This window comes from Alteromonas gracilis, assembly GCF_043642145.1.
GTDB classification, from domain to species: Bacteria; Pseudomonadota; Gammaproteobacteria; order Enterobacterales; family Alteromonadaceae; genus Alteromonas; species Alteromonas gracilis_B.
Genome location: NZ_JBHZRZ010000001.1, coordinates 127,875 through 147,599, shown reverse-complemented (window position 1 = coordinate 147,599; position 19,725 = coordinate 127,875). Strand labels below are relative to the sequence as shown.

Genomic DNA, 19,725 nt, shown 5'->3' with positions numbered 1-19,725 from the left:
TGCAGATCATACTCAGCCTGACTCACAAGTAAAACATTGAATGCAAAAATCTTTAAACGTAAAAAAAGTTAACAAAAGTAGTTAACAAAACTTTGCAAAGTTGCAACAAAGTCAATAAGATTGAGGTAGATACAACTGGTCTAACATGTTTAAAACGACACACTACGCCTGAAAGCCAGGGTAGGCGAAGCTAATTTTATAAAGAGCAAAGTTTTAGACACAGAATAACAACAATGCTTGTAGGGAGTAGAGATGAGAAAACTCGTATTAAGTTCCAGTGTGGCCCTTGCGCTGGGTCTAGCAGGCTGTGGTGGCTCCGATGAAACCCTTTCCGACATTCAAGCCGAAACAGAAGTCCAAACACCATTTTCACGAATCGTTTTCGATCCAGCTGGTGGTAACTTAAACATTCCAAACGACCTTCTAATGCTTCCGGGCGATGATGGTTTCTTCGATTACACATTAAATATTCCAGTTGCTGATCCTACAGATTTCAGCGACCCACAAAACGCACTTAACGTGTTAGATGGATGGTCTACTCAACATCCATTCGTTATCAACGTAGAAACGCCAGCTGGCGCATCGCTGGATGAAAGCTCTCTTGCATCTGGAGTCCTGTTGTTCGAGGCAACACTTGGTCTTGATCAAAGCGACCCAGACTGTGCACAAATTACTACACCTTCAGCAGGCTGTAAGCTTGGCGATCAGTTAACCTTTGGTGTTGATTACGTATTAAGCCTTGCAGACAGTAACACCATTACGTTTGTACCATTGAAGCCGCTGAAAGCTGCTCAAGGGTATATGCTTGTGATGACTACTGACTTAAAAGATTCTTCTGGGAAATCAGTTCAAGGCTCGACCACGTGGGATTTAGTAAGACAAGATATCAACACGAACCCCTTGTCTAGCGATGCTCAGTTGCAAATTCAAGGTTTAGTTAATTCACTGGTTAACCCGGTGATTGGTGCTGGATTTGCGCGTGAGGACATCACCTACGTATCAGCATTTACGACACAGTCTGTTGCTAATTCTTTAGACACCATCAAAAAGGTAATGATTGGTACCTTTGCACAACTTGCTGCAGTTGGCGATCCATCTGCTCCAACAGCCTTACCTGCTATTACCGTAAGCGACGTTGCTGCAGCACCAAATGCTATGGAAGCAATCGGGTTGGTGAATTCTACAGTTGTTGCAGGGGCGGTTGAACAAGGTAAACAAGGTTTACCTGACAACGTTCAAGCTGCAATTGACGCAACTGATTTCAGCGCGTTAGAAACTTGTGCAGGTCTTGCCGGCACAGCCTCTGGTCAGTTAGCTGCCCAGTGGGGTGGGTTAAATGATTTTGCGGTAGGTGTTTCTACAGCAATTTTAACGCAAGTAGGGCCGTTTTGTGCAGCGCAGCGATATGAAGGTAATATCGCACTACCATACTTCCTAGGTGTTCCTAGTGCCGAAAATCCACTAGCACCGGTAAATGAGTTCTGGACAGCAGCATGTGACAGCGGGATTGTCTTAGCGGGTGCACCACAAGAACTACTGGCAGATGCAGACCCAGGTCCAAATGCACAGCTGTGCTCAACGCTTGGTCTTGCTGACGTTCGTATTAACGGTGAAATGTTAGACAGCGCGAGAAATATTACTAAGTTTAACCCATACCCTCAGCCTACAGGCGGAAATATGGGAACCGAAACGCTAGACGTTCAGGTAACTATTCCTGACCCAGCAATCGCGGGCGCTTTGGGCTTCTCTGTTAGCATGCCTGAGGCGGGGTGGCCAGTGGTAATTCTAGCGCACGGCATTACGAGCAAAAAAGAAGATATGCTAGCAATTACTGGTGCGTTATCTCTGGCAGGTATTGCGTCTGTCGCGATTGACCAGCCTTTACACGGTAGCCGTGGTTTTGACTTAAACGGTGACGGTACAGACGAAATTAATGCTACTACGGTAACCGCTGTTCATTATATGAACTTACAAAGCCTTCCGACTGCACGAGACAATTTGCGTCAAAGCGTTTCCGACTTATTAGGCTTGCGCTTAGGCCTAAATGCGGTTGTTGATACAACGGCGTCACAAAACGTTAAGTTCGATATGAGCCGTGTGTCTATTATGGGTGTTTCGTTAGGTGCAATCACAGGCGGCAACTTTGCTGCTGTGGCGAATACTTCTATGGGTGGTGATTTAGCTGCACTTGACGGTATGTTCGCTGTTAAGCAAGCGTCACTTGAATCGCCTGGAGGCGGTGTAGCACAGTTCTTGTTAGAGTCGGCGGCATTTGGCCCACTTATTAAAGGCTTGCTACTATCTCAAGCGTCTGAAGACTTCGTTGCATTGCTTAATCAGCTTTATGACACAACTGACGTTAGTGAAGAGCAACTTCGAAATGCCGTTAGTATTTTTGAAGATAACCTAACCGCTGAACAAGCAGCTGCCGTAAACGCTGTATTTGCTGAGTTTGCGTTCGCAGCGCAGACTGTTATGGACGCCGGTGACCCGACTAACTACGCACAAACGCTAGGTAGCAATACACCTGTTCATATGATGACGGTTGTAGGTGACGGAAGCGAAGAGAACTTGCCAGACCAAGTAATCCCAGTTTCTACCGTGCTACCATTAGCAGGTCAGTTACCATTAGCTGCAACTATTGGACTAGAGCAAGTAACAACCACGCAAGGGCCAGGTGCTGACCCTGTTAGCGGTATTGTGTTGTTTAATAGCGGCGCTCATGCTTCTAGCTTAAGCCCGGCTGCGAGTGCAGCGGTAACCACTGAAATGCAAAAACAAGTGGCCGGTTACATTGCTTCAGATGCGTTGGTTCTGCCAATTGAAGATGAGAGTGTTGTAGCTAACTAAGTATTACGCTTAAGCACACGCGTTGAATCGCGTTACGAGAAATATTAAAAGCCGACGGTCTCGTCGGCTTTTTTGTATCAAAAATATAATGTTGTTTGAATGTTGATGGTTGTTAATGTAGTGTAAATCGAGGTCGGATCTGTACATCAGCACACTTTCAAAACACTATTCAAAATACATGTGCTAAAGGGGAATTCGCCATTTTCATTCATCATTAGGGATCATTCAAGATGATTAACACAAACACGTTCACCGCTAAACGGACATTAATTGCATTAACTCTTTCAGCACTCTTAAGCGCATGTGGAGGCAACGATAACGACTTTTCAAATGTAGACCAACCAGCACCAACGACGCCCACAACACCTGAACCCACTCCAACGCCCATTCCATCATTTTCACCAACCGGCACTTTGTCTGCAGATATCACATGGACAACCTATGGTGTGCCCCACGTTAAAGCTGACAACTTGGAAAGTATGGCTTATGGCGTTGGATATGCTTTTGCTAGAGATAACCTGTGTGTACTGGCAGACCAAATCGTAAAATATAATTCAGAGCGGGCGAAATATTTCGGCCCAGACATGGTACTTGGAAGCGGAGATTCAGAGCACCTTATCAATGACTTTGGTTTTCTTACATTAGGCATTAGAGAACTGGCAGAAGAAAACCTTCCTCTGCTATCTGACAATGCACAAGCTATGTATCAAGGTTACACCGCGGGTTACAATCGTTATCTAAATGAAACTCCTGTCGACGAGCAAGATCAAAGCTGTGCCGGACAACCATGGGTTACAGAAATAGACAGTGTCGATTTGCTCACTTATTCACTTGGTGTTGCTCTTCTTCCAGGGGCTGCAAACTTTTTAGGCCCCATGTTTTTAGCGGCGCCCGAAGGTGAAAGTTATTTACCGACACCAGCCAGTACTTCAAATGAAGTCGCAGCTTCTTTCAAAATTGCTCCTTCAGTTTCTTTGCCTGACAGAAACCCACAAGAAATGGGCTCAAATGGGTGGGGTTTAGGTAGTGACAAAACTACTAACGGAAAAGGTATGGTATTGGGGAACCCACATTTTCCACACACCGGAAATTTGCGCTTTTGGAATTTTCACGCTGAAGTACCGGGTCACCTAAACGTTACCGGCGGCTCGTTGATGGGCTTACCGGGTGCGGTAAATATTGGGTTTAATGAAAACGTTGCGTGGACACACACATTTTCGACTGCCGAGCATTTTGTAGTTTATCAACTTACTCTCGATGAAAATGATGACGCCGGCCTTACTCACTTAGTCGATGGTAATAGACGAACAATTTATGAAAAACCTCTGCAAATTGACGTTGCGGTAGGTGGCGGGCAAACCATTAAACTTAATAAAACAGCCTATTACACCAACTACGGCCCCATGATCGAAATTCCTGGGAATTTTGATTGGAACAGTACTAATGCGTTCGCCATAAAAGATGCTAACTTGCCAAACTTCGATATTGTAGACCACTGGCTAGCTATGAATATGGCAACGTCAATGGACGAGTTTAAGCAAGCGTTTAAAGATTACGATGGCGTGATTTTTAATAACACCATGGCAGCATCTAGTGACGGTCAGGTTTTTTATATTGATGATTCGACTGTACCAAATTTGACTGAGACCGCTATTGAGCAATTAACCAATAACCCTTTGCTGATACAAACCAAAGCGGCTGCAGGTTTCACCGTTTTGCCGGGCAATATTTCTCAATTCGACTTTGAAGGCCCAGTTCCTTATGAAGAGGCACCAAAGTATGAAGGTACAGATTCAGTTCAAAATTCTAATGACAGTTATTGGCTAACTAACTTAAATTCGCCCATTGTAGTAAGCAACCCGCTTTATGGAAATGTAGATAATCAGCAAACGTTGCGCTCTCGCATGGGTCAACAATTTATCGAAAACGAAGCGGGAAGTGACGGTACTTTCACGCCACAGGAAGTAGAGGCTTTACTGCTTAATAACCGTAGTTACTTAGCAGAAGATATTTTACCTTCACTGCTTGCCTTGTGTGCGGCGCAAGGTAGCACCCCAGTAGATGTAGACGGTACCGACGTTGACGTCTCTCAAGCTTGTAGCGCGCTGGAAGACTGGGATGGCACTATGAACCTCACCAGCACAGGTGCTCATGTTTTCAGAGAGTTTGCTTTTCAGTTTAATCAGGCTCCGCAGTGGGAAACACCGTTTTCGCTTGAATCCCCCGTTACTACGCCATCAGGTTTAGTACAAAATGACACAACCCTAGAGCAGCTAGCGCGCGCGACGCAGATAGTTGAACAAGCGGGTGTAGCGTTTGATGCGCCGCTTGGCGAGGTTCAGTTTGTTGAGCGAAGTCTGCCTGATGGCTCAGCCTCTGGTATAAAATTACCATGGGCAGGAGCGCATAATATTGAAGGTGGTTTTAACGTATTTGACGTTATTCGAAACAGAAACGGCACATTGCTTCCACGTCATACTTACACCCCTATAAGCAATGAGACTATCATGAGTGCTGAAGCTGAAGGCTATCATATTAACTATGGTACAAGCTGGGCCATGGTAATTAATTTCACCGACGAAGGTCCAAAAAGCCGTGGTATTTTGACTTACTCACAGTCACGCAAATATGGCAGTGAGCATTTCCTTGACCAAACTCAGCTTTATTCAACTCAGCCTACGCTAAGGGATATCTATTTCACTCCGGAAGAGATAGAAGCCAACAAGGTAGAGCAAGTTACACTATCGTCAGAATAAGTTGAGGCTGGTATTATAACGTGATTGAATCAGCGGCTTTACCTTCTCAAAAGGTAGTGCCGCTATTTACGTTAAGGGCGAAAATAAAGGTTAGCCCGTTTATTTTACTAGGAGTAAAGTTTGGAGTTTTTGTACGAATACGGTTTGTTTGTTGCTAAGGCAGTAACACTTGTTATCGCTTTCGTGGTAGTTGTTTCAACTATTGTCGGTGTAGCAAGTAAGCAAAAGCAGGGGAAAGGGCAGCTTGAAATCGTGTCTATTTCCGAACAATTAAAAGACATAACTAATTATGCTAAACAAGTGTTGTTGGACAAAAACGCGCTGAAGAAGTTGGCAAAAGAGCAAAAAAAAGAAGAAAAGGCTAAAAGCAAGGCTAAAGAGCAAGATGGAGAATCTAAAAAGTCTCGCTTATACGTTATTGACTTTAAAGGCTCAATGGATGCACACGAAGTAGAGCATTTACGTGAAGAGGTCACTGCTATTCTTTGTGTCGCAAACACAGAAGATGAAGTTCTGGTTCGTCTTGAAAGTGGCGGCGGTGTCGTGCACGGATATGGGCTTGCAGCTTCGCAACTCCAGCGAATTAAAGAAAAAGGCCTAACGTTAACAATAGCCGTAGATAAGGTGGCGGCAAGTGGCGGATATATGATGGCTTGTGTCGCAGACAAGTTACTTGCTTCCCAGTTTGCGTACATCGGTAGTATTGGGGTGTTGGCGCAACTTCCTAATTTCAATAAGCTTTTAAAGAAAAACGACATTGAATTTGAGCAGCACACAGCAGGTGAGTTTAAGCGTACGTTAACCGTTTTCGGTGAAAATAATGACGAAGGGCGCGCTAAATTTAAAGAAGAAATAGAAGAAATTCATGTGCTATTTAAAGACTTCGTTCAAAGTCAACGCCCAGAAATGGACATTGACACGGTAGCTACTGGTGAATACTGGCCAGGGGTGAAAGCCAAATCGCTAGGGCTCATCGACGATATTACAACTTCAGATGATTATATTCTTTCTCACTATCCTGCGCGTGAAATCTTTAGCGTAAAATACTCTGTGAAAAAGAACGTTGCTGAAAAATTAGGAATGTCAGCCGCGAACGTAGTTGAACGTGTTTTTATGAAATCAATGAGCAAAATGCGTCACTGGTTCTAAGGTAAGCAAAGCGTCTGTGATTGTTAAGTGGTAAATTCAGCAGTTTACATGAGTCCAGACGCTAGTTAAGTTTTCAACCTAACAAAAGATAATAAAAAGAATATGGCACGGCACACTAAAACCGATATATTGGATGCGGCAGAGTATTTGTTTTCCCAAGGTGGGTTTACTCAAACTTCAATGCGAGAAATTACGGCTAAAGCGGAAGTTAACTTAGCATCAGTAAATTACCATTTCGGCAGTAAAAAGAATCTTATTCAAGCTGTGTTTAAGCGATATTTTGACCATCTCATGCCACAAGTGAAATCGTGCTTAGCTTCATTACCCCCAATAAAGGGAGCTAATGGAGTAGAGCAACTGCTTTATTCACTTATACCTCCAATGTTGAATCTTAACGATGTCTCTACGCATGGAACGGCAACGTTCGTAAAGTTGTTAGGACGCGGTTATAACGAAACTCAGGGGCACTTGCGAAAGTTTATTATGAACGATTACGGGGATTGTATAAGAGCACTGGTTAATGCTATTAGAGGCTGTCTTCCTGAATTGCCCGAAGAAGAATTGTTTTGGCGTTTACACTTCGCAATGGGAAGTTTTGTTTTTTCAATGGCGTCGAGTCAAGCGCTGACAGAGATTGCTGAATCTGACTTTCACAAACACGTAGATATTGAAGAGGTGATTCATCATCTCGTACCTTTCGTCGCACAGGGCTTGGCAGGTAATAGAGCATTCGCCAATATGAGCGTTTAAACAAAATCAAAGTCTTCGATAACGTTTAAAATCTGTAGCAAGGATAGACCGAAGGCTTAGCACAGCGCACTAACCAAAAAGTTGAAATGTTACGCTATGTAAGCCTTATGGGGGCGAGTGAACCATCGCTAATCAACTATCTTGGTAGTGTTGCGCCTGGGGCTTCTTCGCTTAGCTTCTCTGCCCAAAACTGTTTTACAGAAAAGCCTGCTTTGCTCGACTTAGCACCTTGTTTCTTAGTCGGTTTAGACACAGATTTCGCTTTTGTTGCCGTCTCTTTTTTTGCAGCAGCGCCCGACGATTTAGAATTTAGTGATGCGATCATTTCTTGAAGCTGTGTTAAGCGCATATTTTTACCGCCATCAACGCTATACCAACCGCTCTTACTTTCAATAGAAGGCGCTTTGCCATTAGCTTTCTTATAGGCTTCAGTAAAAGCTGCTAGTACTTCGTCTTTGTCTAAATTTGCCATGTTATTTTGCTCTTTGTCTTGTTAATTCAACAAACGAATTATCATCTTATGCTGTGCAGTCACATTATTTAGAATGACTGCGAAGTGCTATGACAAAACAGGCGAGAAGCTTAATAAAAAATTATACGCACACGCCGCTTAAGATTGTCGAATAACAGGTATAATGATAGGTGTTCGCGCCTTTTTATAACGTTTTTTAAACAAATTGTCTAACTTTCAACCGGAGGATGTGTGTCTATTACAAACCTTGAACTACTTAACTATCTAGATGGAATGCTAAGGGTTAATGAAATCAGTGACTATTGCCCTAATGGTTTACAGGTAGAAGGCACCAGTAAAATAAAGAAAATCGTTACAGGCGTTACCGCATCGCAAGCGCTAGTAGACGCTGCAATAGAAGCGCAAGCAGACGCACTGATAGTTCACCATGGCTATTTTTGGAAAGGTGAGTCTCAGGTTATCACTGGAATGAAAAGGCGCAGACTTTCTGCACTTCTGTCAAACGACATTAATTTATACGCTTACCACCTACCGTTAGACGTTCACCCTGAATTTGGCAATAACCGCCAACTAGCCTCATTACTAAACATTCAAAATGTAAGTGCTGTCTCTGGTGTTAAGCCAGTTGGCGTGGTTATGCAAGGTAATTTGGGAAAGGAAACTGACGGAGCTTCACTACAATCTCAACTGCAAAGTATTCTTGGTAGAGCAGTGTTACTTGAAGGGCCCGAGACCAAGCCTATTTCAACACTAGCTTGGTGCACAGGTGGGGGACAGGGCTTTATAGAGCAAGCCGTTGAATTGGGAGTTGATGCGTTTATTACTGGTGAAGTCTCTGAGCAAACGGTTCATACAGCCAGAGAAATGGGTATTACTTTTATTGCGGCAGGTCATCATGCGACAGAGCGATATGGTGTGAAATCTTTAGGTGAACATATTGCTCAGCATTTCAACGTGTCTGTTGAATTTGTTGATATCGATAATCCTGCTTAACGGCGAATAAAGGTATGAACAACGATCGTATCTTCGATGGTATCGCGGAAAAGTTTTCAAATAATATTTATGGCACTACAAAAGGAAAGCTAAGACACACTTTGTTGTGTGATGTTCTTGCTCCTTATTTAGATAAACCTGTTCGTGCAATTGAAATTGGAGGCGGTACGGGGGTGATGACAGCTCACATCGCTTCACTAGGACATTCCGTTGTACTTACCGACGCCTCAAAAGACGTGTTGATGCAGGCATCAAGTTTGTTTGAAAGCATGGACTTAGCTAACGTAGACAACATTGAGGTAAGACATCAGTATTTACAGTCAATTGAGGATTTAGCTGAATTCGACTTAGTGATATGTCATGCAGTACTAGAGTGGCTTGATGCGCCGTTTGAGGCCATTGACTTCATTTACCAAAATATGAAACAAGGTGCGCGCTTAAGTCTTAGCTTTTTTAATCAAGATGCGAATCTATTTGCAAATGCCATCTATGGTAATTTTGATTACATAGCGAAGGGCATGAAGGTTAAAAAACAAGTTCGGCTTAATCCAAAACAGCCGCTAAGCGCAATACGCGTTGTAGAGCATTGTGAATCGCTAGGGTTTACTGTGCTAGATAAGGCGGGAATACGCTGCTTCCACGACTACATGCGCGATATTTCCCACCAAAATAGCAAGTTCGACGACTTATTGGCACTAGAGCGGCAATACCATAAGCAAGCACCTTACTTATGGCTTGGAAAGTACTTCCAGTTGATTTTAGAGAAAGCTTTGAATGAATAAACATGCCCAACTTCGTATTTTGAATTGAAGCCCATTACAAACAATAGGGTTTGTCGAAATACGCTGTTGGATAACGCTTAGTAATCTTTTTATAAATACTGTAAAAACATTAAGTAATGTTTTTACCATCCATGATATTTCTAAGCGTAATTGCAGCAATCTCTTCTAAGGCTTCTTGTGTAAAAAAGCCTTGGTGGCCGGTTATTACGACATTGGGGAAGGTTGTTAACCTTTGAAAGACATCATCTTGAATAATGTCATGTGAGTGATCGGTAAAGAATAACTCCGACTCTCTTTCATAAACATCTAGTCCCAAATAGCCTATTTTCTTTGATTTAAGTGCTTTGATAATGGCACTGTCGTCAACGAGACCACCCCTTGATGTATTAATAAGCATGACGCCATCGGGCATCTTATCAATACTGTCAGCGTTAATGATATGGTGACTTTGTTCATTTAAAGGGCAGTGTAGTGTAATGATTATGCTTTCCTCCAACAGGGTATCAAGAGAAACATAATGCGCACCCAAATCAGTAATTGCCTTATCTTCATACGGGTCGAAACACAGTACGTTACAGCCAAAACCTAGCAGAATACGAATGACTGCCTTACCTATTTTACCCGTACCAATGACGCCAACTGTTTTTCCATGCAAAGTGAAACCCATTAAACCTTGAAGGTTGAAGTTTCCTTCACGTACTCGGTTATAAGCCTTATGGGTTTTGCGATTCAAGGTAAGGATTAGCGCAAGTGTGTGTTCAGCAACAGTCTCAGGACTGTAGGCAGGCACACGGCTTACTGTAATATCAGCATTTTTCGCTGCATCGATATCAACATTGTTAAAGCCCGCGCAACGAAGCGCAATATGTTTTACACCACAGTGCCTAAGAGCGTCGACTGTCGAGGCGCTGACATCGTCATTTACAAAAACAACGATATCAGTAAAGCCATTACAGCTCGCGGCGGTAGATGGGTTTAGTGGGTGGTCGAAAAAAGTTGCGTTAATGGAATGAGGTGAATCTTCATTTAGCGCATCAATTAACGAAACATAAACGCTCTGTTCGTATGGACGTGTACTAAAAAACGCAACATTTTTCTTGTAGCTAACGTTGTGTTCACTATCTATCTTCTCACTGTTTTTAATGTTCATCTCAATGACCACTTTTTCTATAAACTGTAATTAGAACTTAATAGAGGTAGAGCTGCATAGATTAGACTCAGATCAACAAAACCTAAGACAAGAACACAACCTATGTTTAACTGTCGTTAAGAAGCTTCGCAATATCTTTTTCAATTGCTGAAGGGGTAACAGTTGGAGCATAGCGTTTAAGCACTTTACCTTGAGCGTTCACTAGGAACTTAGTGAAGTTCCATTTAATACGTTTTGTGCCCAATAAGCCAGGCGCTTCATTTTTCAATGCTTCAAAAAGTGGATTCGCGTCAGGTCCATTTACGTTTGTTTTCTTGAAAAGGGGGAAGGACACGCCGAAATTCAGGCTACAAAACTGTGCAATATCCTCGTCGCTGCCAGGCTCTTGATGACCAAATTGATCGCAAGGGAACCCCAATATTTCGAAGCCTTTGTCGCAGTATTTTTTATAAAGGGCTTCTAGTCCTTCATATTGTGGCGTAAAGCCACATTTGCTTGCAGTATTTACAATCAGAAGCACTTTTCCTTTATATTGTTCAAGCGTAGTTTGCTCGCCAGTATTTAGCGTAACGGGGTGCTGGTAGAGTTCCAAAGTGATTTTCCTATATTTTTGTTGTTGTTAAGTCTGTTACTCTTAAGTAATCCAAACATCTTTTTCAGTATCTAGAGTATATTTTGTATGAGTAATTTGAAAGTGAGTTTTTTGGGCTTGGGTGTAATGGGATTCCCTATGGCTGGACACTTAAGTAAGGCTGGGTATTCGGTCGCTGTATACAATCGTACGTCACAAAAGGCGCAAGACTGGTTAAATGAATATGACCAAGATAGCGCAGAGGTGGCGGCTTTTGACACGGTAGAAAAGGCATGTGAAGGTGCCGATATTGTTTTTATGTGTGTAGGCGACGATAAAGATGTAAACGAAGTCGCAAGGCAAGCACTAGCGGTGATGAAGGCTGGCAGTACGCTTGTTGATCACACCACAGCGTCTGCGGATATCGCTAGAGCATTGTATGCAGAATGTAAAAACAAACAAATTGGTTTTTTAGACGCGCCTGTCTCTGGTGGACAAGCAGGTGCTGAAAATGGCCAACTGACCATCATGGTGGGCGGTGATAGTGATGTCTATGACAGAGTAGAGCCTGTGATGTCGCATTATGCTCGCCATAGTCAGCGCCTTGGAGATAGCGGGAGCGGGCAACTTGCAAAAATGATGAATCAAATTTGCATTGCTGGCATTGTACAGGGGCTAGCAGAAGCACTTCATTTTGGACAAAGAGCCGGGCTAGACTGCAATGCGGTAATAGATGTTATAAGCAAAGGGGCAGCGCAGTCTTGGCAAATGGAAAATAGAGCAAGCACTATGCTCAATAACAAGTTTGACTTCGGGTTTGCTGTAGATTGGATGCGTAAAGATTTAAGCATTGCGCTTGATGAAGCGCGTAAAAATGGTTCAACATTGGCACTTACTGCGTTAGTTGACCAATATTATGCTGATGTTCAAAAGCTTGGCGGAGGACGTTGGGATACATCTAGCTTGCTTACGCGGTTAAAGTAACAAAGGGGGCGCTGTATTTGGTGTATTTGTAAAGCGTTGTTAGCAATTAGCAAGCTTTAAAAGGCAATACATCTACAGCGCTTGTTCTTGTGCTAGAAGTGCAAGCTGCTCTAAACGTGTTTTATTGGTATCGTTGAGCGATAACCTAGAAATCTTCTCTTGCAGTTGGTTAAGATTAAACTTACGGTACACGTGAGTATCAGCCTCTATCATGCAATGGAAAAGGTTTAGCCCAAAGGCAGCAGTAGTCGGCGATAGCTGGAATGCATCGTAAAAGTGCTTCATCGCTTTGTTAAACAAACCTTCAATAAAAAGATGCATCCCCGTTTCGTTGATAGCTATTGCTTGGTCATGGTTTAACCCGAGTCTTTCACCTCCAGAAAAAATCAGCTCATCATTCATCACCTTTTCTGAGATAGCTTGTAATTCGGCGTTCTTTTGCTTGGCCATTAACAACAATTCGCCTGCTTTTCGCTCGTCGCCTAGTTTGTGGTGAACTTTTGCGGCAATAACCAATATTGACGGTTCGGTGCGTAAATAATTATCGATGTAATCGCCTTCTAGAAGGTGAGCTGCTTTTTCTAGGTCGCCGTCTAACATTGCTGAAAACGCGAGAAGGTAATCACGTTTTTGTAAGGTCTGTGGATCGCCCTGGCTTCTTCCAGCAATACCCACTAGTTTACGTGCTTGAGAAAGGCTTTCTTTTCTATTTGTTTCAGGTGCATCTTCGGCTAAAAATAGATAAAACTCGGCCAGCTCAAAAGTGAAGTCATTAAATCTATCTTTCGCACTGCGGTGCATGGCACGCTTTTTTTGTAGAAGATCGATAGCTTCAACTACCTTATCTTGTTTTTGGTAAGCGATGCTTTTTAGCTTTGCAGCCGGTAGGCTCAATTCACTAAATTTTATCTCGTTGAGGTATTTTTCTACTTGATCATAAGAGTGTTGTTCGAAAGAGATAGATGCAAGCCATTCAAAAGCCTTATCTCGAGCCAGACTCGAATTCACCATTTGGCTTAAATGACTTTTACAGTGTGGCCATTGCCCAGAGGAATATTGGCACTTTACTTTACCCCACTGCGCCCATAACACTTTGTCAGAACGGGTTAATACATCGTCGTAAATATTGAGCGCACGCTGTATTTCTCCATTATCAAAAAGAAGGCGCGCATATAGCTTTCTAATGTCAGCAATAAGGCGAGGGGGAATTCCCTCTTTAATCTTTGCTCTTACTATACTTATTGCTCGGTCTAACTCTTTGTTATCAAGCGCGTGTAAAACGTTTTTGACAAAGTCTCGATAGCTCAAATAGTTGGTAATTTGTCGCGTTAATGAGGCTATGGTGTAGGGCTTAATTAATAAGACGTCGGGTTGTAAGTCCATAATTCGCCCAATAATTTGAGGAGAGCGATCTGAAGTCAAAAAGATTATGCCCGTACTTGGCTTGATAAAACCAGCTTCTCTGAGATTCTGGATCCACTCAACCCCAGATTTACCTTCTCCCAGGTGATAGTCCATTAACAGCAACTCAAAATTTTGCTTTTTAAGCGCCGCTTTCAATTCGACACCTGATGCGAAGCTACTTACTGATAAATTTGCGATAGACATCAGATGCCCTCGAAGCGCAGTTCGAGCGGTGGCATTGTCTTCAACAATGGCTATTCTAAATTCCACGACGTCCAGATAAAGTTTACTCACTTCAATGTAGCTTATCAGTGGCTGAATAAAAGTGCATTATTAAATGGGGCTAGTTTTAGTGCGCAGCCTAGATCTTGGAAAAGCCAACACGCCTTCTCGTCACAAAATATTTACGATATTGACCATATATTTTAAATAAATGTTTACCTTTACGTTTACGTAAGGGGGAGCTATTGGTTATTGTTGTTCAAAAGCAATCCAATTGAAGGTATGTCTAATGAACTTTGAATTAACCGATGACCAATTAGCCTTTGAAGAAACCGCTCGCCAATTTGCTCAACAAGAATTGGCGCCGAATGCAGCCATGTGGGACAGAGAACACCACTTTCCAGTTGAGGCGATAAAGAAAGCAGGGGAATTAGGCTTTTGTGGTTTATACACGCCTGAGAGTGCTGGTGGCTTAGGCCTGTCAAGACTCGACGCGTCTATCATTTTTGAGCAACTTTCAATGGGTTGTACAACGACTACTGCAATGCTGACCATTCATAATATGGCAACATGGATGATTGCCACTTGGGGGTCACAAGAAGTTAAAGACATGTGGTGCGATCAATTAGTTTCTGGCGATAAGCTAGCATCATATTGCTTAACTGAACCTGGCGCGGGCTCAGACGCTGCCTCACTAAAAACAAAAGCAACAAAAGCAGACGGCGGCTACGTATTAAATGGGTCGAAAGTATTCATTTCTGGTGCTGGAAGCACAGACGTGCTTGTTGTTATGGCAAGAACGGGTGAAGACGGGCCAAAAGGGGTTTCAGCATTCGCAGTGCCTGCAAACGCTGACGGTGTCGAGTACGGAAAAGCTGAAGAAAAAATGGGTTGGAATGCTCAGCCTACACGCATGATCACCTTTGATAATGTTAAGCTTGATGCAAGCTGGCTTCTTGGTGACGAGGGGCAAGGTTTCAAAATGGCCATGCAGGGCCTTGATGGCGGAAGAATCAACATAGCAACGTGCTCAGTTGGCACAGCTCAGCAAGCGTTAAACGTGGCTCGCGATTACATGAACGAACGCGAGCAATTTGGCAAAGCAATAGCCGGCTTTCAGGCTTTACAGTTTAAATTAGCCGATATGGCGACCGAATTAGTCGCAGCAAGACAGATGGTGCGTATGGCTGCGTGTAAGTTGGACAATAATGACGCTGATAAAACAACTTACTGTGCCATGGCAAAACGCTTTGCGACTGATGTGGGGTTCAATGTATGCAATGATGCACTGCAGCTGCACGGCGGTTACGGTTATATAAAAGAGTATCCGCTAGAGCGTCACTTTAGAGATGTACGCGTGCATCAAATATTGGAAGGTACCAATGAAATAATGCGCGTTATCATTGGAAGGCGCTTATTGTCAGATGAAAGAAGCGTGCTGTAGCACGCGTTCTTGAACCACGATAGTCTTCGCATATAAATATATTTTGTTCACGAGGTATGGATATGACAGATGTCGATTCGGTAGTGATTGTCGATGAATTAAAAACAACAAGTAATACCCACACCATAGGCCGATTAACACTGAATAAGCCCAAAGCACTGAATGCGCTCGACCTTGATATGGCGGGTAAAATGCTTAACGCTCTTCAAAAATGGGATGAGCGAAGCGATGTGGTAGCAGTTGTTATAGATGCATCTGGCGATAAGGCATTTTGCGCTGGTGGCGACATAGTGTCTATGTACAAATCAATGGTAGAGTCTGAAGGTAAAATTCCTGCATTCTTGGAGACCTTCTTTGAAACTGAGTACACGTTAGATTATACCATTCACAACTACAGCAAGCCCGTTATAGTGTGGGGCAGTGGAATCGTAATGGGCGGTGGTATGGGCCTTCTTTGTGGCGCTAGTCACCGTGTAGTTACTGAAACGTCGCGTCTTGCAATGCCAGAGATTACCATTGGTTTATATCCAGACGTGGGAGGAAGCTACTTTCTTCCGCGTTTACCTGGCAAATCCGGTTTATTTTTGGGTTTAACTGGCGGTCAAATGAACGGCACGGATGCTTGTTTTGTGGGGCTTGCTGACGCGATGGTAGCGAGCTCTGAAAAAGAAACACTGCTGAAAAACTTAGCAGATTATTCATGGGAAGGGGTAGATAAAGACAGCTTAGCGTCTTCTGTTTCTGATATTGTAAGTGCATTAAACCAACCTGAAGTCAGCCCAAGCGCAAACGTTGAAACACACATGGCCCACATTAACGACTTGTGTTCCTCCGATAACGTGAGTGATATTGTTCATAACATTCTTAATGCCGATATGAATGAAGATAAGTGGTTAACACGTGCACAAAGCACATTAGCAAAAGGCTCTCCCATTACCATGCATTTGGTATATGGGCAGTGCAAAAGAGGCGCAAACATGACGCTGGCTGAGTGTTTCAGAATGGAAGCAGATATGTCTTGTCGCTGCGGGGAAAGTGGCGAGTTTCAAGAGGGAGTTAGAGCCTTGTTAATTGACAAAGATATGTCTCCTAGGTGGAAATACAAAACTGTAGATGATGTGCCTAAAGAGGTTGTTGAGCACTTCTTTACATCCCCTTGGTCTAAAGAGAGTCACCCTTTAGCTTCGCTTTAAAGCAAAAGCAAAAGCAAAAGCAAAAGCAAACTGCTTCTGCTCTAGAAAAGCTCAAAAGCCAGTCTAATGACGCTTTTCACATGGGGACTTTTCTACTGTTATTGCCGCAAAGGTGCCGCTTTTGGTATCCTTTACGGCAAATCCAAATCTAATAAGAACCTGTCATGTGGCACTGCCCACTTTGTAAAACACCTATATCGTTAGCTTCAACACCTATCCGTTGTCAGAATAATCATAGTTTCGATAAAGCAAAATCTGGTTATGTGAACCTATTGCCTGTTCAGTTTAAAAAGTCAAAGCTTCCCGGCGATGACAAAGACATGGTTAAAGCCAGAAGAGAGTTTCATCAACGCGGTGCTTACAAACCGTTGAAAGCCAAAATGGCATCGCTGCTTGAGCAAGCCCTTATAGCAGCAGATAAACAGCCTACGTGCTCTGCAAACGGCGAAGGTGAAACCATTAACATTTACGATACGGGCTGTGGCGAAGGCAGTTATTTAGATTCGTTAATGCAAGATTTGTCAGCAAAAGGGTTCATTGTAAATGGCGCTGGTAGTGATATTGCCAAAATAGCCGTTGAACTTGCAGCAAAAGCTTACAAGCAAGCGCAATTCGTTGTAGCAAGTAGCTTTGAGTTACCAATAATAAATAACAGTCAAGATGTGATGGTGAAGGTATTTGCACCTGGAAGCAACGACGAATATCGAAGAGCGTTAAAAGCTAACGGAATTCTTTTAACCGTAGATCCAGCGCCACAACATTTATATGAATTAAAACAGCAGGTTTACGACAATCCCAAGCAGCACCAACTTAGTAGTGAAACAAGAGACGGTTTCACACATTTAAAAAACGAGTGCTTTTCGTTTCCTATACATTTTGAAAGCGCAGAGCATGCGCTATCACTTATTAAAATGACACCGTTTTACTGGAAGCTTTCTGAAGGCAAAATTAATGAAATTGTTGGTTCACTTCAACAGGTAACCGCAGACTTTCATATCCAGCTTTGGCAAAAAGCCTAAAATGGTCTGATGATTGTTGTTTAGTTGGGTCTTTTATCGCTAGCTAGAAAGGCCTTACTTAACAACTCAAGCGCTGCAGATAGAGCACGGTTCGAGTTTCCAAGCTACAAATTATGTTGCCCGCGTTTTTTATTATGTGTCAGTTAGCGTCGCTGAACGACTTTCGGGTTATGCGTAACCTAGTTACCGCAACGCTAATCCAATTTTAATTTTGATTAGAAAAACGCGACAAATGCTTAATAGCTTGGCTCAATAAGTTGACATTTAATGCTTCTTTACTTCGCTTACCCGTTTCCAAATCACTTATTTCATAACTACCGTTGCTGAGTACGTCAGTTCGTTTGTTGTCGTGAAATACGACAATACGCTCACCCGACGTACTTACTAGCCAAGGCCTAGAAGGGGATAGAAGGTTCTGCCCTGTTGAATAGAAGGTGGAAGGCGCATTGCAGCCTAAGGCATTTAGAATGGTCGGCGCCAAGTCTTCCGTACTTGCTAAATTGGCAGTCAGCTCGAGTGTGCTGTAAAGGGTACCTTGTCCGCTGTCGCTTCCAAAGCCCGTTGCAACTATCACTTCATGCTTACGGGCTAGCGTGTTTTTTACGTAGCTTTCAATCTCACTGCTTTTCATAAAAGCAATATGAAGACCATCGTGAATATTGCTTATCGGTTGTAAGTAACCTGACAAGTGGGGAAGTGGTAAAGCTTCATCGCTATGAATTGAAACAGGCATGCCCGAGCCTAGCGGAAGCGCTAGAAGCACAGGTCGCTTCTGAGAAAGCGCATCTTGGTAGATTTCAGGGACACCAAACAATGTTGTTGTCATCAAGCCCTCAATACTGCTCGCAGTAGAGTAGTAATTATCTACTTTGTTTAAGGTATTTCGCTTAATTTTGCTTAAATCAACATCTTGCTCGTTATCTAACTGAACAATTACCGTTAGGTTTTTACTGGTCTCGATAGAGCAGTAAACTGGCTCAGCTGGATAGGTAATATTATGTATGTCTGGATTAAATTGAAGTTGCTTGCGCTCTTCGTAAGCCGCTAAATCTAGCAGGCCATAGCGTGACATAGTCGTTTTTGCCGTTGCCGGGTACGAAAGCGGAAACATGTTGTCTTGTTTTATGATTGGCTGATAGAGCTTTGCGTCTGCCCACACATGAATAGCGTGACTAGTGACGAAACAGCAGACGAAAAATGTGGTTACTGGAACACCAATTTTATATCGCGTAAATCGTTCAACTCGTTTCCAAATGGCGTTAGCCAAAACAAGCTGAAAGCCAAGCCATACAATGAATAGCAAAAACAAAAACGCCCATTGCTGCCAGCTTTCTACCGCCATTGTAGACTGGGCCTCGCTGCGCAGAAGATCTGCAGCATGAAAGCTTATATGAAAACCTGTTCGATTAAATAGCAGCGCGTCGAAAGCTAAAAGCGCGAGGCCAACTGCAGCTATGATTGATGCACTAGCCTTAATTATTCTGGGGTTACTCACCAAATAACAAAGAGGGAGAATAAATATCACAAAGCCAAAAAAGGTCATAAATCCGATATGACCAAACCAATTGGCAAGAAGATACAAAGTGCCGACCCCTGTGCCAGGCATAGGAGAAGAAAAAACGAAAATTGAGGCAATAACAATGGCAATAATTATATTTGCCAAGGCAAACCAATGCCCCCAATTTACCAGTTTAGTAACACGCTGGCGACGAGGTGATTCGGCAAGTATCATGCAATCCCTTAGCTATTTTTTACGCTTTTCTTAAGAACGTCAGCAAACTGAGTTGCCATTGCCTCGCGATTTTCAGGAGCAACCTGAGTGTTTAAAATATGAGTAATTACGTTTCCTAGCACCATTAATGAAAGATCGCGGTTTGCACCGCCTTCTTCTAGGGTTAGAATAACTTTATTCATTAGCGTTTCGAATTCGTCGTTGCTATAGCGGCTTTGTTGGGGCATTGCTACGCCTCTTTTTTATGATTTCTT

The 19,725-nt window shown here is 43.0% G+C and carries 16 protein-coding genes; 10 read left to right on the top strand and 6 right to left on the bottom strand.

Annotation, left to right across the window (positions count from 1 at the left end):
- Positions 1-252: 252 nt before the first annotated feature.
- The 4 genes from ACHUFN_RS00645 to ACHUFN_RS00630 all read left to right on the top strand — a co-directional run bounded on the left by ACHUFN_RS00645 (position 253) and on the right by ACHUFN_RS00630 (position 7,505).
- On the top strand, positions 253-2,850 hold the full coding sequence (locus tag ACHUFN_RS00645) for a VolA/Pla-1 family phospholipase (RefSeq protein ID WP_394220331.1): 2,598 nt from the start codon (positions 253-255) through the stop codon (positions 2,848-2,850).
- Positions 2,851-3,080: 230 nt separating this feature from the next.
- Complete coding sequence (locus tag ACHUFN_RS00640; RefSeq protein ID WP_394220330.1) at positions 3,081-5,606, top strand: acylase; 2,526 nt, start codon at positions 3,081-3,083, stop codon at positions 5,604-5,606.
- Positions 5,607-5,726: 120 nt separating this feature from the next.
- Entirely contained in the window at positions 5,727-6,755 is a 1,029-nt protein-coding gene (gene sohB / locus ACHUFN_RS00635) for a protease SohB (RefSeq protein ID WP_394220329.1), read from the top strand.
- Between the two features lie 102 nt (positions 6,756-6,857).
- Positions 6,858-7,505, top strand: coding sequence for a TetR/AcrR family transcriptional regulator (locus tag ACHUFN_RS00630; RefSeq protein ID WP_394220328.1), 648 nt, complete (start codon positions 6,858-6,860; stop codon positions 7,503-7,505).
- Positions 7,506-7,641: 136 nt separating this feature from the next.
- On the opposite strand, the gene ACHUFN_RS00625 is transcribed toward ACHUFN_RS00630, so the two are convergent.
- On the bottom strand, positions 7,642-7,977 hold the full coding sequence (locus tag ACHUFN_RS00625; RefSeq protein WP_394220327.1) for a hypothetical protein: 336 nt from the start codon (positions 7,975-7,977) through the stop codon (positions 7,642-7,644).
- Positions 7,978-8,208: 231 nt separating this feature from the next.
- Between ACHUFN_RS00625 and ACHUFN_RS00620 the strand changes: the two genes are divergently transcribed.
- Positions 8,209-8,970 carry a Nif3-like dinuclear metal center hexameric protein gene (locus ACHUFN_RS00620; RefSeq protein ID WP_394220326.1) on the top strand — a complete coding sequence of 254 codons (762 nt, stop codon included), beginning with the start codon at positions 8,209-8,211 and terminating at the stop codon, positions 8,968-8,970.
- Between the two features lie 14 nt (positions 8,971-8,984).
- Entirely contained in the window at positions 8,985-9,752 is a 768-nt protein-coding gene (locus tag ACHUFN_RS00615; protein WP_394220325.1) for a methyltransferase, read from the top strand.
- A gap of 109 nt (positions 9,753-9,861) precedes the next feature.
- On the opposite strand, the gene ACHUFN_RS00610 is transcribed toward ACHUFN_RS00615, so the two are convergent.
- Complete coding sequence (locus ACHUFN_RS00610; RefSeq protein ID WP_394220324.1) at positions 9,862-10,902, bottom strand: 2-hydroxyacid dehydrogenase; 1,041 nt, start codon at positions 10,900-10,902, stop codon at positions 9,862-9,864.
- Positions 10,903-11,008: 106 nt separating this feature from the next.
- The gene (locus tag ACHUFN_RS00605) at positions 11,009-11,494 is read right to left on the bottom strand and encodes a glutathione peroxidase (protein ID WP_394220323.1); all 486 of its coding nucleotides are present in this window, start codon (positions 11,492-11,494) and stop codon (positions 11,009-11,011) included.
- An 87-nt stretch (positions 11,495-11,581) separates the two neighbouring features.
- Between ACHUFN_RS00605 and ACHUFN_RS00600 the strand changes: the two genes are divergently transcribed.
- Positions 11,582-12,457, top strand: a complete 876-nt coding sequence (locus ACHUFN_RS00600) for an NAD(P)-dependent oxidoreductase (RefSeq protein ID WP_394220322.1) — start codon at positions 11,582-11,584, stop codon at positions 12,455-12,457.
- Positions 12,458-12,529: 72 nt separating this feature from the next.
- On the opposite strand, the gene ACHUFN_RS00595 is transcribed toward ACHUFN_RS00600, so the two are convergent.
- Positions 12,530-14,113 (bottom strand): response regulator, encoded by a 1,584-nt coding sequence (locus ACHUFN_RS00595; protein WP_394221021.1) that lies wholly within the window; start codon positions 14,111-14,113, stop codon positions 12,530-12,532.
- Between the two features lie 259 nt (positions 14,114-14,372).
- On the opposite strand from ACHUFN_RS00595, the gene ACHUFN_RS00590 reads away from it, so the two are divergent.
- The 3 genes from ACHUFN_RS00590 (at position 14,373) to ACHUFN_RS00580 (ending at position 17,739) form a co-directional block, all read left to right on the top strand.
- A complete protein-coding gene (locus ACHUFN_RS00590) occupies positions 14,373-15,527 on the top strand; it encodes an acyl-CoA dehydrogenase family protein (RefSeq protein ID WP_394220321.1) in 1,155 nt (384 codons plus the stop codon).
- A gap of 62 nt (positions 15,528-15,589) precedes the next feature.
- Positions 15,590-16,720 carry an enoyl-CoA hydratase/isomerase family protein gene (locus ACHUFN_RS00585; RefSeq protein ID WP_394220320.1) on the top strand — a complete coding sequence of 377 codons (1,131 nt, stop codon included), beginning with the start codon at positions 15,590-15,592 and terminating at the stop codon, positions 16,718-16,720.
- A 164-nt stretch (positions 16,721-16,884) separates the two neighbouring features.
- The gene (locus ACHUFN_RS00580; protein ID WP_394220319.1) at positions 16,885-17,739 is read left to right on the top strand and encodes a putative RNA methyltransferase; all 855 of its coding nucleotides are present in this window, start codon (positions 16,885-16,887) and stop codon (positions 17,737-17,739) included.
- Positions 17,740-17,944: 205 nt separating this feature from the next.
- Here ACHUFN_RS00580 and ACHUFN_RS00575 read toward each other — a convergent pair whose 3' ends face one another.
- Both ACHUFN_RS00575 and ACHUFN_RS00570 read right to left on the bottom strand, forming a co-directional pair.
- Positions 17,945-19,471: a DUF3413 domain-containing protein gene (locus ACHUFN_RS00575; RefSeq protein WP_394220318.1), complete on the bottom strand. Its 1,527-nt coding sequence runs from the start codon at positions 19,469-19,471 to the stop codon at positions 17,945-17,947.
- 8 nt (positions 19,472-19,479) lie between these two features.
- A complete protein-coding gene (locus tag ACHUFN_RS00570; protein ID WP_394220317.1) occupies positions 19,480-19,698 on the bottom strand; it encodes a YejL family protein in 219 nt (72 codons plus the stop codon).
- Positions 19,699-19,725 lie beyond the last annotated feature (27 nt).

What these genes read in the sequence shown, in the direction of transcription:
- ACHUFN_RS00590 (WP_394220321.1), top strand. Translation starts at nt 14,373, where the DNA reads ATGAACTTTGAATTAACCGATGACCAATTAGCCTTTGAAGAAACCGCT.
- ACHUFN_RS00625 (WP_394220327.1), bottom strand. Translation starts at nt 7,977, where the DNA reads ATGGCAAATTTAGACAAAGACGAAGTACTAGCAGCTTTTACTGAAGCC.
- ACHUFN_RS00615 (WP_394220325.1), top strand. Translation starts at nt 8,985, where the DNA reads ATGAACAACGATCGTATCTTCGATGGTATCGCGGAAAAGTTTTCAAAT.
- ACHUFN_RS00580 (WP_394220319.1), top strand. Translation starts at nt 16,885, where the DNA reads ATGTGGCACTGCCCACTTTGTAAAACACCTATATCGTTAGCTTCAACA.
- ACHUFN_RS00575 (WP_394220318.1), bottom strand. Translation starts at nt 19,471, where the DNA reads ATGATACTTGCCGAATCACCTCGTCGCCAGCGTGTTACTAAACTGGTA.
- ACHUFN_RS00645 (WP_394220331.1), top strand. Translation starts at nt 253, where the DNA reads ATGAGAAAACTCGTATTAAGTTCCAGTGTGGCCCTTGCGCTGGGTCTA.
- ACHUFN_RS00630 (WP_394220328.1), top strand. Translation starts at nt 6,858, where the DNA reads ATGGCACGGCACACTAAAACCGATATATTGGATGCGGCAGAGTATTTG.
- ACHUFN_RS00610 (WP_394220324.1), bottom strand. Translation starts at nt 10,902, where the DNA reads ATGAACATTAAAAACAGTGAGAAGATAGATAGTGAACACAACGTTAGC.
- ACHUFN_RS00570 (WP_394220317.1), bottom strand. Translation starts at nt 19,698, where the DNA reads ATGCCCCAACAAAGCCGCTATAGCAACGACGAATTCGAAACGCTAATG.
- ACHUFN_RS00585 (WP_394220320.1), top strand. Translation starts at nt 15,590, where the DNA reads ATGACAGATGTCGATTCGGTAGTGATTGTCGATGAATTAAAAACAACA.
- ACHUFN_RS00640 (WP_394220330.1), top strand. Translation starts at nt 3,081, where the DNA reads ATGATTAACACAAACACGTTCACCGCTAAACGGACATTAATTGCATTA.
- ACHUFN_RS00600 (WP_394220322.1), top strand. Translation starts at nt 11,582, where the DNA reads ATGAGTAATTTGAAAGTGAGTTTTTTGGGCTTGGGTGTAATGGGATTC.